Source organism: Pseudocnuella soli, from assembly GCF_004347775.1.
Lineage (GTDB): Bacteria > Bacteroidota > Bacteroidia > Chitinophagales > Chitinophagaceae > Flavisolibacter > Flavisolibacter aquaticus.
Window position 1 is genome coordinate 2,143,646 of record NZ_CP037755.1, and the last position, 13,159, is coordinate 2,156,804.

At 50.2% G+C, this 13,159-nt stretch carries 13 protein-coding genes; 8 read left to right on the forward strand and 5 right to left on the reverse strand.

The features are described from left to right. Window positions 1–24: 24 nt before the first annotated feature. The 5 genes from EPD17_RS08860 to EPD17_RS08880 all read left to right on the forward strand — a co-directional run bounded on the left by EPD17_RS08860 (window position 25) and on the right by EPD17_RS08880 (window position 4,960). Window positions 25–702 carry a DedA family protein gene (locus tag EPD17_RS08860; RefSeq protein ID WP_132053523.1) on the forward strand — a complete coding sequence of 226 codons (678 nt, stop codon included), beginning with the start codon at window positions 25–27 and terminating at the stop codon, window positions 700–702. Next, window positions 686–1,909 (forward strand): MFS transporter, encoded by a 1,224-nt coding sequence (locus EPD17_RS08865; RefSeq protein ID WP_132053525.1) that lies wholly within the window; start codon window positions 686–688, stop codon window positions 1,907–1,909. The genes EPD17_RS08860 and EPD17_RS08865 overlap by 17 nt, the downstream gene beginning before the upstream one ends. A gap of 190 nt (window positions 1,910–2,099) precedes the next feature. Next, complete coding sequence (locus tag EPD17_RS08870) at window positions 2,100–2,714, forward strand: DUF4254 domain-containing protein (protein WP_132053527.1); 615 nt, start codon at window positions 2,100–2,102, stop codon at window positions 2,712–2,714. Between the two features lie 53 nt (window positions 2,715–2,767). After that, complete coding sequence (locus EPD17_RS08875; RefSeq protein ID WP_132053529.1) at window positions 2,768–3,745, forward strand: glycosyltransferase family 9 protein; 978 nt, start codon at window positions 2,768–2,770, stop codon at window positions 3,743–3,745. A 282-nt stretch (window positions 3,746–4,027) separates the two neighbouring features. Then, on the forward strand, window positions 4,028–4,960 hold the full coding sequence (locus EPD17_RS08880) for a glycosyltransferase family 9 protein (RefSeq protein WP_132053531.1): 933 nt from the start codon (window positions 4,028–4,030) through the stop codon (window positions 4,958–4,960). A gap of 413 nt (window positions 4,961–5,373) precedes the next feature. Here the strand turns inward: EPD17_RS08880 and EPD17_RS08885 are convergent, their stop codons facing one another. From EPD17_RS08885 to EPD17_RS08895, 3 genes are all read right to left on the reverse strand, one after another. After that, window positions 5,374–7,260, reverse strand: coding sequence for an ABC-F family ATP-binding cassette domain-containing protein (locus EPD17_RS08885; RefSeq protein ID WP_132053533.1), 1,887 nt, complete (start codon window positions 7,258–7,260; stop codon window positions 5,374–5,376). A 234-nt stretch (window positions 7,261–7,494) separates the two neighbouring features. Continuing rightward, window positions 7,495–7,692 (reverse strand): CsbD family protein, encoded by a 198-nt coding sequence (locus EPD17_RS08890; RefSeq protein WP_114237436.1) that lies wholly within the window; start codon window positions 7,690–7,692, stop codon window positions 7,495–7,497. A 177-nt stretch (window positions 7,693–7,869) separates the two neighbouring features. Continuing rightward, complete coding sequence (locus EPD17_RS08895) at window positions 7,870–8,760, reverse strand: diacylglycerol/lipid kinase family protein (protein ID WP_132053535.1); 891 nt, start codon at window positions 8,758–8,760, stop codon at window positions 7,870–7,872. Between the two features lie 21 nt (window positions 8,761–8,781). Here EPD17_RS08895 and EPD17_RS08900 point away from each other — a divergent pair, with 21 nt between their 5' ends. The 3 genes from EPD17_RS08900 (at window position 8,782) to EPD17_RS08910 (ending at window position 11,193) form a co-directional block, all read left to right on the forward strand. Beyond that, entirely contained in the window at window positions 8,782–9,870 is a 1,089-nt protein-coding gene (locus EPD17_RS08900; RefSeq protein WP_240040784.1) for an App1 family protein, read from the forward strand. 123 nt (window positions 9,871–9,993) lie between these two features. After that, window positions 9,994–10,500, forward strand: coding sequence for a pyridoxamine 5'-phosphate oxidase family protein (locus EPD17_RS08905; protein WP_132053537.1), 507 nt, complete (start codon window positions 9,994–9,996; stop codon window positions 10,498–10,500). 99 nt (window positions 10,501–10,599) lie between these two features. After that, window positions 10,600–11,193, forward strand: a complete 594-nt coding sequence (locus tag EPD17_RS08910; protein WP_132053539.1) for a hypothetical protein — start codon at window positions 10,600–10,602, stop codon at window positions 11,191–11,193. A 367-nt stretch (window positions 11,194–11,560) separates the two neighbouring features. On the opposite strand, the gene EPD17_RS08915 is transcribed toward EPD17_RS08910, so the two are convergent. Both EPD17_RS08915 and EPD17_RS08920 read right to left on the reverse strand, forming a co-directional pair. Then, window positions 11,561–11,932 carry a Dabb family protein gene (locus EPD17_RS08915; RefSeq protein ID WP_132053541.1) on the reverse strand — a complete coding sequence of 124 codons (372 nt, stop codon included), beginning with the start codon at window positions 11,930–11,932 and terminating at the stop codon, window positions 11,561–11,563. Between the two features lie 102 nt (window positions 11,933–12,034). Further along, window positions 12,035–13,105: a S41 family peptidase gene (locus EPD17_RS08920; protein ID WP_132053543.1), complete on the reverse strand. Its 1,071-nt coding sequence runs from the start codon at window positions 13,103–13,105 to the stop codon at window positions 12,035–12,037. Window positions 13,106–13,159: the final 54 nt, after the last annotated feature.

The following is a 13,159-nucleotide window of genomic DNA, read 5'->3' on the forward strand; positions in this document are numbered from 1 at the left end:
AAATTTCATCACTATCCCTAAACCATGGACAAAGGATTTATACAGCAGTTTATTGATTGGATTTTACAAAATGGCGGTTTGTATTTCCTGCTGTTGGTAGTATTTGCCGAAACCGGGCTTTTTGTTGGATTTTTTCTCCCGGGCGATGCGCTGCTTTTTGCCGCCGGCCTGGTGTTGGACAAATTGTCTGATGAATTTTTCGGCGCCCATTTTTCCTTTGTGCTCATGTTGGTGATCCTAGCTTCAGTGCTGGGCAACATTGTGGGTTATTGGTTTGGCTATAAAACTGGCCCGCTCCTTTTCGAACGGAAGGATTCATTTTTCTTCAAACAAAAGCACCTCAAAAAAGCCCGCGAGTTTTATGAGCGTTATGGAAAGGGTACTATTTTCCTTGCCAAGTTCCTGCCCATCATCCGCACATTTGCACCCATTGTTGCCGGCGTGGTGCGCATGGAAAAGGCAACCTTCATGTTTTACAATGTAGCCGGTTCGCTGGCTTGGGTGTGCAGCATGATGCTGTCGGGCTATTACTTAAATACTTTTTTCAAACAGCAATATGGTATCGAACTGATCGACTATATTGAGCCCATTGTATTTGTGATGATTGGGGTAACTACGTTGCCGGTGTTGTATAAATTATTTTTTGCCAAAAAGAAAATAGTACCCACTCCGCCAACTAACGATTATGACGCAAAACCGTAGCTACGGCATTCTTTCCATCCCGGTTATTGTAGGTGCGCTTGGTTATTTTGTAGATATATACGACCTGTTGCTGTTTGGCATTGTGCGCCGCCAAAGCCTGATGGACCTGGGCCTCAGGGGCGATGAACTGGTTACGGTTGGTGAAAATATTATTTCGTGGCAAATGGCCGGCCTGCTCATCGGCGGCATTATTTGGGGCATTATGGGCGACCGCAAAGGCCGCCGCTCCGTGCTGTTTGGTTCCATTCTTATGTATTCGCTGGCGAACATTGCCAATGGTATGATCACTACCACCGGCCAGTATGCGGCGGTGCGTTTTATTGCAGGCATTGGCCTGGCAGGCGAGCTGGGCGCCGGCATTACGCTGGTAGCCGAATTGTTGCCAAAAGAAAAACGCGGCATTGCCACATCACTGGTGGCGGGCCTGGGCCTTACCGGTGCGGTGGTGGCTTATTTTGTTTCGCAATCGTTCGACTGGCGCTTGTGCTACTACATTGGTGGCGCACTGGGTTTGCTGCTTCTTTTTTTGCGTGTGTCGGTATTTGAGTCGGGCATGTTCGAAGCGGCTAAGGAAGCCCGGGTGCAAAAGGGCAACCTGCTCATGTTTTTTAATAAAGGCGAACGTTTTAAAAAATACCTGCTCAGTATTTTAATTGGCCTGCCCACCTGGTATGTGATCGGTGTGCTGGTTACATTTTCCGACCAGTTTGCACAATACTTCGGCATTGCAGAACCGGTGTCGCCGGGCAAGGCCATCATGTACGCATATGCCGGTATTTCCTTGGGCGATATTGCCATTGGCTTTGTAAGCCAGGGTTTGCGCAGCCGCAAAAAAGCGCTGTATATTTTTTATGCCTTGACCGCCATTTCGGTGTTGTTGTTCTTTAACCAGGACGGCGGCTCGGCCGCCAACATGTATTGGATTTGCGCTGCCATGGGTTTTGCCACGGGCTTTTGGGCCATTTTTGTAACCATGGCTGCGGAGCAGTTTGGCACCAACCTGCGGGCCACTGCAGCCACCACAGTTCCCAACGTGGTGCGGGGTTCGTTGCCGCTGATCATTGTTTTGTTTAAAAGCCTGCGCGGATCAATGGATTACGCCAGCGCCGCACTGGTAACGGGTTCCATCGTGATGGCCATTGCTGTGGTAGCCGCCATTTTATCTAAAGAAACATTTGGCAAAGACCTGAACTTTTTGGAGCATTAAACGGGGAGCAGGTGACGTGAAAGGTGAAACGTCAAACGTGAAATGTTCAATAATTGCTCATGTTTTAAAGTAAGTTGCTGTTTCGGTTTTCATTGATCAGTCGCTCTGTTTTGCCTTTTTACTTTTGCCTTTTGCCTTCCCTTCCGCCTGCCTTATCTTTGCGCCGTCGCTGCAACAGGCGATTTTTCTTATGATCAACAGTGCGGTTTGTATTCCTGTTTTTCAGCAGGCCATTGCCAATTATCATCTGCACGATGATGTAGATGCGGCATCGAATAATCCTTTTACTCCCGGCAGTATCGAGTTTTTGTTGTATGCAAAAGCCTGGATTGATACGGTGCAATGGCACCTCGAAGACATCATTCGCGATCCGCAGATCGACCCGGTTGGCGCACTGGCCATCAAACGCCGCATTGATGCATCGAACCAGCAGCGCACCGATATGGTTGAATTTATTGATTCGTACCTGTTGCAACAGTTTTATGACGTGCAGCCTGCAGCCGATGCCACCATCAACACCGAAAGTCCTGCGTGGGCCATCGACCGGCTTTCCATTCTGGAGTTGAAAATTTACCACATGCAGCTGGAGGCCAACCGCGAAAATGCAACCGATGCGCACCGCGCTGCCTGTGCACAAAAGCTGGCCGTGTTGCTGGAACAGCGCACTGATCTTTCATCCGCTATAGATCAACTGTTGCAGGATATTGCCGCCGGCCGTAAATACATGAAAGTGTACAAGCAAATGAAGATGTACAACGACGAAGCGCTGAACCCGATTTTGTACGCACAAAAAAGCACTTCCTGAAGTCCGCACAGCACATACTTGTTTTTCGTTTTTCTTCATTGGGCGATGTAGCGATGACGGTGCCCGTGATTAAAAACCTGCTGCACCAATATCCGCATCTGGAGGTAACTGTTGTTTCCACAGCGTTTCATGCGCCGTTGTTCGCCGGCGTCGACCGGCTCCAATTTTTCGCCGCCGATTTGAAAGGAAAGCACAAGGGTTTTGCAGGTTTGTACCGTTTGTTTAGGGAACTAAAAAATACCCGAGAGATCGATGCGGTGGCCGATCTGCATCATGTGTTGCGTACCCGTATTTTACGGTTATTCTTTACCGTGGCAGCCTTTAAGTGGGTCAGTGTAGATAAAGGCCGTGCAGAAAAAAAAGCATTAACCCGCTTCGAAAATAAAATACTGCAGCCGTTGAAGTCCACCTTTCAGCGTTACGCCGATGTGTTTGCTGCATTGGGTTTGCCGGCGCAGTTAAATGTAGCTCTAGGCATTAAAGAAAAGGGCCCAATGCCAGCCGCTATTTCCGGCGCTAAAAAAGACGGCACTAAATTGATCGGGATTGCGCCATTTGCCCAGTACAGTCGCAAAACTTATCCTGCCGAAAAAATGAAGGAAGTGTTGCGGCTGCTTGCCCAACATCCGCAATTAAAGATCTACCTGTTGGGTGGCAAGGCCGATGTACCCATTTTGCAACAATGGGCTGGCGAAAACAAATGCCTGCAAGTAATGGCAGGCACGCTGTCCTTTGCTGAAGAATTACAGTTTATTGCACACCTCGATGCGGTGGTCAGCATGGATTCGGCCAACATGCACCTGGCATCCCTGTACGGTGTGCCCGTAGTTTCGATTTGGGGCGCCACGCATCCTTTTGCCGGTTTTTACGGCTGGGGTCAGGCCCCGGAAAACGCGGTTCAAATCGACCTCGAGTGCCGGCCTTGTTCTGTGTTTGGCAACAAGCCCGGCCCACGCCCCGACCTTGCCTGCATGCACGGCATTGCACCGCTGTCGGTGTACAATAGGGTGATGGGTGTACTTGGGTTGTAAGCGCAGCAATCTTCCTTTGCATTTTCTTTCCTAGCTTTTTCCTGCATTCATTGTTTTAAGCTGAATCGCTAATAAGTAGCGTGTTTGAACATTAGGGTTGTCATGCCGAACTTGTTTCGGCATCCCCTTATGGTTTGGTAAACGTTGCCAGATGTAGGAACTACCGAATGGAGTTTGGCATGACAGACATTGTGTAGCATGAAGCTACTTCGATAACAGTCTGGTCTTAAGTTTTCGAACCGGCACTCTTTGTGGTATTGAAACTGTACCTACCTTTTAACCATGAATATCCTGGTCATTTTGCCGCCGGCTTTATATGATGTTGTGAGCAGCACGGCACTATTGCGTTGTGTGCACCGCCAAGTGGCCGATGCGCAGCTGCACGTGGTCGTGCCGGAGCAACTGGCATTTGTGCTGGAGGCCAATCCTGCCATCAACCGGCTGGTGCCGGTAAAAGAACTGCACACAAACCTGTCGCCGCAGCAATACGACCTGGTGATGGATGTGGCGCATCTGGAAGAAAACGAGCATTGGGCCGCCGCGGCGGGTATCTCATACCTTTCTTTTAAAAAGCCATCGCTTTGGAGCGGCGTTTTTGAATGGTTTCGAAAAAAGCGGAAACAATACACGGCCATGGATATGGTGCGCCTGGCCCAACCAATCGGTGTGCAATACGATGGCGGTGGACTGGATTATTTTATTGCACCGGCGCACCAGGTGCCGCAGCAAGATGTGCCGGCGGCCCACAGTGCAGGATTTGTGGCGCTGGCACTTGGGCATGCGGTAACCATTCAACCCGAGGTGCTTTGTCATTTTTGTACCCAATTACAATTTCCCATCATCATTACCGGAGGCAAAGCACTGCATGATGCAGCACAGAGTTTAACTGAAGTGGATAACATAAAAGTGTACAACGCCTGCGGCAAATTTACCGATGCCGAATCGGCCGACCTGCTGCGGCGGGCACGGGCTGTTGTGTCCGGCGATGCAGGGTGGATACAGGTAGCAGCGGCTTTTGCTAAACCTGTGGTGGCATGTTATGCGGGCAAAGAGGCCGCGGTAGAGCTCACGCCTTTTTATGCTACAACAGCTAACGGTGGGAAAGCGCCTGGTTTTGAACTGGTATCGACAAATAGTAATGCGGCGGCAAATGAACATGCAGCAACCGGCGCCCGGATGGTACAATTGGTCAACGGTTTGTTGGCCAAAAAATGAATGCCTGTTTCAAACACATTTACTCCAAAGAAAAAGGCCTGATGTGCACATTCGCATCAGGCCTTTAGTAGCTTCAAACGAAGGCCGCACAACCTGGGGTTGGCGCCTTCGCCGAATCTTGGTTTCTATTATTTTTTTGGAAAAACTAAGCAAGTACGCAAGGCATGTTAGCTGCCCGGCAATTGCATCATCAGATAACGAACAGAGAAACTGCAGCAATGGCGGCTAAAATCAGCGCTACCAAAACACTATCCTTTACAGTTTCATCGTGAAAAAAAGCGTTGAACTTTTTCATACGCAAAGATTTAATAGTTAAAAAATCCCGCTTTCACAGTTTACTGGATTGATAACAATCTTTGGTTACGTTTCGAAAGATGCTCCTGGTAAATATACAAATCAATCTAATTCGTTGCTCAACTTCCGGAAGAAATTTCTGACAGCTCCAGCCACCGCAGTTCCTTATTGTCAATATCTTGTGCAATAGTGCCAATACGTTCCGTCAGCCGTTGCAACTCATCAAATGACAAGCCGGGCCCGTTCAGCTTTTCCATGATTTCGGCCCGTTCTGCTTCAAGCGACGCAATGTCTTTTTCCAAACCATCAAACTCACGCTGCTCGTTATACGAAAGCCGGCGGCCCACCTTGGCGGGTGCTGCTTTGGGTGCCGCGGCAACGGGTTCTTTTTTCTCTTCTTTTTCCTCCGCTTCCTGCGCTTTCAGCCACTCGCGGTACTGGCTATAGTTGCCCGGGAAATCGCGGATGGCTCCTTCGCCTTCAAACACCAGTAGGTGATCCACCAGCCGGTCCATAAAATAACGGTCGTGGCTAACAATGATGAGGCAGCCGCCAAACTCCGACAGGAAGTTTTCCAACACCGCCAGGGTAGGCAGGTCGAGGTCGTTGGTCGGTTCGTCGAGAATGAGAAAGTTGGGGTTGCGAAATAAGATAGATAGCAAGTGCAGGCGCCGCTTTTCGCCGCCGCTCAATTTAGAGATATATGTGTATTGCTGCTCGGGCGGAAACAAAAACAGGTTGAGGAATTGCGCCGCACTCAGCGAGCCGCCACCCGCCAGCGGAAAGCTTTCCGCAAGGTTTTTTACAAACTCAATCACCCGCATGTCGTCTTTTATCTCCAGACCTTCCTGCGAGTAGTTGCCAAACACCACCGTATCGCCGATATTGATCTTGCCGCTATCCGGTTCTTCCTGGTGCTGCAGCATTTTGATAAATGTGGATTTGCCCGCACCGTTTTTCCCCACAATGCCCACCCGTTCGCCTTTTTTAAACGTGTAGTCAAAGCCTTTCAGGATGGTTTTCTCACCATAGCTTTTGTACACTTTTTTCAGTTCGGCAATTTTACCGCCCAGGCGGTTCATTTTTGCCTGCAACTCCATTTGCGCTGTTTCCAGTTGCTGCTTCGCTTTTTTCTCTACTTCGTAAAAAGCGTCCTGCCGGCTTTTGCTTTTGGTGGTGCGGGCCTTGGGTTGTTTGCGCATCCATTCCAGTTCTTTGCGGTAGAGGTTGCGGGCTTTATCGATGGACGCCGCCTCGCTTTCTTCACGGGCTGCTTTTTTCTCCAGGTAATTGGCGTAGTCGCCTTTGTAGGTGTACAGCATGCCGCGGTCGAGCTCCCATATTTCATTACAAACCGCATCCAGGAAATATCGGTCGTGGGTAACCAGCAGCAGCGTTACGTTTTCTTTGTTGAGGTAATGCTCCAGCCATTCCACCATTTGCACATCCAGGTGGTTGGTCGGTTCGTCCATGATGAGCAGCACATGTCGGTGCTCAAAACCAATATCAATGAGGGTACGGGCCAGGGCTACGCGTTTGCGCTGCCCGCCACTCAGCGTAGATACATTTTGCTGCAACTGGTGGATGTTGAGCTTGCCCAGTATCTGCTTTACTTTCGACTCAAAGTCCCAGGCGCCCAGTTCGTCCATCTGTGCCAGGCAGGCGCCCAGCTCGGTATCGTTTTGCGCTTCCACTGCCGCTTCGTACCGCTTGATGGCGTTGAGCACGGGGTGTGCGTGGTGAAAAATATTGTCGAGCACCGTGCGGCCTTCCAGCATATCAGGGTTTTGCTCAAAGTAGGCTACCTCGGCGTCTTTGTGCACCCACACTTTGCCGCCATCGGCCACGTCTTTGCCGGCAATGATCTTGAGCAGGGTGCTTTTGCCGGCGCCGTTGCGGGCCACCAGCGCTATTTTATCGCCTTCGGAAATATGAAATGAAATATCCTCAAAAAGGGGCTTAACGCCATACGATTTGGTTAAGCCTTCGGCCGACACATAATGCATGGCGCAAAAATAACCCGTGCCGGGCAGGAATGGCGAAGAATATCGAACAGATAAACGAGGGGGGAATATCGAACAGATGAACAAGGAATGTCGAACAGAAGAAGTGTGGAAAATGAAACAGCCAATAATCAATAATTAAAAAAATGAATAATTACTGATTACTGGCTGTTGACCAAATGGAGCAGCTTCAACATCGTCGTTCATCTGTTCCTTGTTCGTCTGTTCGACACTTAGCTAACGATCGCTGCCGAGGTTGCGGAGCCAATGAACAACGTCATCGCGGGTTTTACCCAGTTTGTTCTGGATGCGGCCGTATAATTCTTCCTGCTTGCCTTCTTCGTAGCGCAGGTCGTCATCGGTGAGGTCGCCATGAGCTTGTTTGGCTTTGCCTTTCAGCTCATGCCATTTTCCTTCAAATTCCCATCTGTCCATAGTTGTAGGTTTTAATGGTAGGGCTAAAATATTCGTGCCAAAAGGAACCAGTGATTTGTATGATTGGGAAGGATTTTAAGGATGGGTTCAAAATATTTGCGAGTTGATGCTGTTGTTACAGGAGTGAATTTTGCATTAGTTTACGCCAATCATACCCATCCTTTCCAATCATACAAATCACTGGTTCCCGGGGAGCATCAGGTACAAGCAATGCGGCAAAATGCGGGCACGCACATCGCGGAGCCGGCCGCGGTATTCACCGTCCACTTGGAAATAGCCGCGGTGTTTGGCCTTCAGGTGCAGTTGTTTTGCCGACACAATTTCCACATGCTCTTCCGGAAAATTCCGGTGGTTCATCAGCACTTTCAGCACCGCCCAAAAGTTGAGGCGCCGCACAATCACAATTTCAAATTGCCCGTCATCGATCGCGCCTTTTGGGTTAATGGTAACGCCGGTGCCATACATGCGGGCATTGGCCAGCACAATCATATAGGCATTGCGGCGCAGCACGCCTTCGTCGGTTTGTATGGTGGCTTTAATGATCCGTTTGTTCCACAGCATTTTAAAAATGGACCGCCCATAGCCCCACATACCGCGGCCCGGCGAATCATCGAAATATTTCACCAGCATCGCATTCAGCCCCATATCGGCCAGGTGAATGCATATTTCCTCGCCATTTACTTCAATGGCATCAATGGGCCGTCGTTCGCCGTTGAGAATCACGTTCAGCGCTTCTTCTTTATCAATGGGCAGCCCCAGTTCGCGGGCCATGCCGTTGGCCGATCCGGCAGGCAAAATGCCCATCGTCATTTCGGTGCCTTTGATGATTTCGGCTACCAGCTTCACGGTGCCATCGCCGCCCACCGCCACAATTTTATCGGGTTGAATAGTTTGTATATAATGCGCTACAGAAGCGGAGTCGTTGTTGCCGGTGAGTAAAAAAAACTCCATGCTGTGCGGCTGATCCCTGAAATAGTTGCGGATAAACTCCTCCCAATCCTGTTTGGCCTTACCGCCCGAAACAGGATTGATGACGAACAGGAGTTTTTGCGCAGGTTCTTTTTGCATGTTTATTGCGTTTACCCCATTATGCAAAATAATGACCACATTAGGCCAAAGGGGATGCGGCTGCGTGCCCGTTTGCTGCACTGGCTGGGGCTGCATTTTGGTTTGCAGGTAAAGGTGTACCACGGTTACGGACACACGGAGCAGATGGTGATCTATGGGCATGTGCTGAAACTGGGCCCCAAACCGCCACGCCGCTACCGCAAAAGTGTGGTGCACAATGCCATTGCGCTGTTGCGCCTTTTTATTGTAAAACCCGTGGCCGGCGCTTTGGTGGAAATGGAGTGGGAAGGAAAAAAATACAGCGGCCACACCGATACCGATGGCTTTTTTGCGTTTAAGTGGACCGACGATCCGCCGCTGCGCACCGGCTGGCACGATGTGCGGGTAACGGTGCACAGCGCCGAAGGTGTGGCCAAAAACAAAGCAGTGGGTGCGGTGTATGTGCCGCACCAAACGCAGTACGGTTTTATTTCCGATATCGACGATACATTTCTCGTGTCGCATTCGGCGCACATGGGCCGCCGCTTAAAGGTTTTGTTTACCCAAAATGCCCGCAGCCGCAAACCGTTTGAAGGCGTGGTGCGGCATTACCAGATGCTGGCACTTGGCAACACTACACCCGATGCGCCCAACCCATTTTTTTATGTTAGCAGTTCGGAGTGGAACCTGTACGATTACATATTGGAGTTTACCGGCGTTAATGGCTTGCCCCGTGGTGTGTTCCTGCTTAATGTGCTCAAGGAGTTTGGACAAATTTTTAAAACCGGCCAAAACAACCACCACACTAAGTTTACCCGTATTGTGCGCATTTTGGAGGCCTATCCTTCGCAGCGCTTTGTGCTCTTGGGCGATTCGTCGCAGCAGGATCCCTATATCTACGAGTCGCTGGTGCGCCACTTCCCGGGCCGCATACAGGCGGTGTACATCCGCGATGTGTTTGAGCAAAGCCGCGCAAAAGTTCAGGAAGTGCTGATCAAGATCGAGCAGGCAGGCGTACCATATTGCTTTTTCAAACACAGTGATGAGGCCATTTTGCACTCCCGTAAAATTGGCCTCATCAGCGATAAAGAAATGGCGGTGGGTACCGGCAGTCCTGTTTTGCAACAATAGAATATGGCAGACAGACACTGCTGTATTTTGTTACAATATCATTGGTAAATAAAAGCTGCAACGCAGCACCTGCACCAAAGTGGCATAAGTTTTATACCAACAGGAGCAGCAAAAACAATCAATATGGAGAAGAACCTACAAAACGAAGAAGCCCTGAAGAAATTCAAGAAGATAGTGGAGGATGTGCGGATCTGTATGTTTATTACCAACACCCGCGACGACGATCAGGAGCATACCCGCCCCATGGCCAACGTGGCTGTGGACGATGACGGCAGTCTTTGGTTTTATACCGATATCCGGTCGATAAAAGTAGAAGAGGTAGCAGCCGACCGCGATGTGCACCTCACGTTTGCACACCCCGGCAAAACCACTTATATGGATGTGTGGGGCAAAGGCACCGTTAGCACCGACCGTGGGCTGATCAAGGAAAAATGGAGCCCTGTGGTAAAAGCATATTTCCCCGGCGGCGTGGATGACCCCAACCTGGCGCTGCTGAAAGTAAAGCCCACTGATGTGTACTATTGGGAATCGGAAACCGGCAAAATGATGCAGTTTCTGAAAATGGCTACGGCTGCCGTTACCGGCAAAACAGAAGTGGCCAAAGGAGCCGAAGGCAAACTGGACATATAAAAAAAGGGCGGGAGTGAACGGTGGTTTTTGCCGCAACGTGATGGTTGCGGTCAGGGCGCAGTTCACACCCGCTTTTGTTGTTTACCAAAACTTTGTTCCATGGCGTTTCCCAATGATCGTATCCCGCAACACCATTCCGGCGTACAAACCGACACCGTTTCATCACAGGAGTTTGATACCGAGGCTGCAGCGCAGCAGTTTTATACACAGGTGCAGGTGCGTCTGTTGCAGGTATGGCGCTGGCAGGAGTGGGCAGGCGCCGGAAGCGCATCGTTTGCCCTTACCGATAGCGCTGGCGCCGAAGTGGAACGCGAACCACAGCCTGGCGACTATTTTAAAATAGACATTCCCGGCCCCGGCCCGCAAACTGGCGACGGCTATGACTGGGTGAGGGTAGAGGCGGTTGAAAAAGAAGACGATTGCACCATTATCAGGGTGCGGCCGGCCAGCAGCCCGCTCAATGAGCATGCAGATGTGGCGCACTTTTTTTCCGATGAAGCTACTTCCAATTTTATAGTGCGGCGGGTTGGCAACACCGTCAGTGCCGAAGTGCATGGCCGCAATGAAAAGCCCAATTTCGGCGCTGAAAAAATAGTGGAGAAAGCCCGCAACACTGCCGTGGCTACCGGTGCTGTAACGGCTTTTTCAAAGCTGCAGTGGAAGTCGCTGGTGAATGGGCTGGTGGAGCGGTAGGGGTGATGCTTTTGGCAATTATGCTACTCTTTCCTTGTGAGTTGATACTGTTTAATATCTATGCTGTCAAGATGTGTTTTTGACCTTTAGGGTTGTCATGCCGAACTTGTTTCGGCATCCCCTACACCTCGCGGAGTTTACAAGAGCACAAGGAGATGCCGAAACAAGTTCGGCATGACAGACACTGCTAAGCAGAAGCCAACTCTAATTGCAATATGATTTAACCAATATTGAAATAACACCATTTCATTCTGCACCAGACCCATCACGAATCGTTTTTTGTGAACCCCAGCTACGGCTGCACATCAAAGTGCAAAAAAATTCATTCAATGAAAGTCTGCAGCGTAGCGAAATAAAAAAAGGCAGGTTATTTACCTGCCCAATAATCGATTACCAAAACTTTATCGAGGTGCGGCTTCAGCACTTCCACAAAGGCGGAATGCGCCGGATGTGGCAGGTACACTTCGCGGTCTTTTTCCGAAGCAAAACTTACAAAAAAGCAATGCGTAAAACCTTGCGCCAATCCTTCGGGGCTGTTGTTGGTGCCCCACTCAAAACCCCTTACTTCCTTGATCTTGGAAGGCAGGGCACGAAACGCATCTTCCACTTTTTTCACATCGGCTGCGCTGCTGGTTTCTTTAAACTTAAACAGCACTACATGGCGCAGTAATTTGTCGTTTTGCTGTGCGTTGGTCTGGGTCATAAATAATGCAAACAGTAAGGTGAATATTATTTTCATATGGAAGTTGTTGGAGGGCCAAGATAAGCAAACATGTTTTTGCGCAGCGCCCCTGTTTGTAAATTAAGCATGCAACTCGGCGAGATTTTATTGCCGCCAGGTCTATAATGCCAGCGCTTTTTGTAAAACGGGATCGATGCCGTTTTCAACATCCGCTGCCGTGTTGGTCACCTGCGCCTGCACCGGCACGCCTTTGTCTTCCAGCGGCTGCCCGTTTGTATCAAGGTATCGCTGGTGGGAGAAAGTTACTTCCAGCCCGCTGGGCAGCGTCAGGTTGTACATGTCGGAAAACATGCCGGCAGTGGGCATGCCCACCCGCTGTACATGCGGCTGCTGCACCAGCGACAGCGCAAAATCTTCAGCCGAACTGGCGGTGCGGTCGCTGGTTATCACTACCACATTTTTTAAAAAACGCACACCGCTGTGTGGTGCTAAAAGTTGTGGCGCCGCGGGCCCAAAGCCGCCCGCCGAATCGCGGAGTGCAATGCTGTGTGTAACCGTTGGTGCAGCCAGCAAGCGGCTGGCCATTTCGCGGCCGCCATGCCCGCCGCCGTTGCCCCGCAGGTCGATGATCAATTTTTGTTTGGGCCCATAGGCCACCAACAGGCTATCCCAAAGCCGCAACATTTCAGCCAGGTCTTTAGCTTCGGCTTCATCGCTGTACAAACTCGCTACGGCGCCAAAGCAACGTGTAATGCGGATATACGCCGCATCTGGCGTAGCACCAGTATAAAAAAGCGTTTCTTCTTTGTATTTAGGCCCAACGCCATTGATGGCGCCAAAGCCCGACCGGGTAAGGTTTTGATCGACCATGTTCCAAAACTGCGCTTCCTTTCCGCGGATGAGTTCGCGAAAGGCGGAACTGCGGCTGCCGCGGTACAGCACTTCATCGCCTTTTGAAATGGTGATATGTCCATCGCGGAGTGGTGCCACCATTTTACCCAGTATCTCTACCAGTTCGCTTTCGCTTGTTTGTGCCGTTACCGCCGGCCGAAATTGTTTGTAGGCGCTGTCCCATTGCACGCCTTTTACATCAAACAACGCATAGTGCTGCTGAAAGCTTTGCCAAAACGCTTCGAAATCTTTGGTGGCATCAAACTGGTGGGATACATGGCGGGCGGTGGAACAGGAAAAAAATAAAAGGAACAGAATAGGAGCAAATGTGAACTTCATATGGTTGCAATAAAATGCCCGCAATATTGTGCGGGCATCAAATGTAACGGCGCA

What these genes read in the sequence shown, in the direction of transcription:
- EPD17_RS08860 (WP_132053523.1), top strand. Translation starts at nt 25, where the DNA reads ATGGACAAAGGATTTATACAGCAGTTTATTGATTGGATTTTACAAAAT.
- EPD17_RS08865 (WP_132053525.1), top strand. Translation starts at nt 686, where the DNA reads ATGACGCAAAACCGTAGCTACGGCATTCTTTCCATCCCGGTTATTGTA.
- EPD17_RS08870 (WP_132053527.1), top strand. Translation starts at nt 2,100, where the DNA reads ATGATCAACAGTGCGGTTTGTATTCCTGTTTTTCAGCAGGCCATTGCC.
- EPD17_RS08875 (WP_132053529.1), top strand. Translation starts at nt 2,768, where the DNA reads ATGACGGTGCCCGTGATTAAAAACCTGCTGCACCAATATCCGCATCTG.
- EPD17_RS08880 (WP_132053531.1), top strand. Translation starts at nt 4,028, where the DNA reads ATGAATATCCTGGTCATTTTGCCGCCGGCTTTATATGATGTTGTGAGC.
- EPD17_RS08885 (WP_132053533.1), bottom strand. Translation starts at nt 7,260, where the DNA reads ATGCATTATGTGTCGGCCGAAGGCTTAACCAAATCGTATGGCGTTAAG.
- EPD17_RS08890 (WP_114237436.1), bottom strand. Translation starts at nt 7,692, where the DNA reads ATGGACAGATGGGAATTTGAAGGAAAATGGCATGAGCTGAAAGGCAAA.
- EPD17_RS08895 (WP_132053535.1), bottom strand. Translation starts at nt 8,760, where the DNA reads ATGCAAAAAGAACCTGCGCAAAAACTCCTGTTCGTCATCAATCCTGTT.
- EPD17_RS08900 (WP_240040784.1), top strand. Translation starts at nt 8,782, where the DNA reads ATGCAAAATAATGACCACATTAGGCCAAAGGGGATGCGGCTGCGTGCC.
- EPD17_RS08905 (WP_132053537.1), top strand. Translation starts at nt 9,994, where the DNA reads ATGGAGAAGAACCTACAAAACGAAGAAGCCCTGAAGAAATTCAAGAAG.
- EPD17_RS08910 (WP_132053539.1), top strand. Translation starts at nt 10,600, where the DNA reads ATGGCGTTTCCCAATGATCGTATCCCGCAACACCATTCCGGCGTACAA.
- EPD17_RS08915 (WP_132053541.1), bottom strand. Translation starts at nt 11,932, where the DNA reads ATGAAAATAATATTCACCTTACTGTTTGCATTATTTATGACCCAGACC.
- EPD17_RS08920 (WP_132053543.1), bottom strand. Translation starts at nt 13,105, where the DNA reads ATGAAGTTCACATTTGCTCCTATTCTGTTCCTTTTATTTTTTTCCTGT.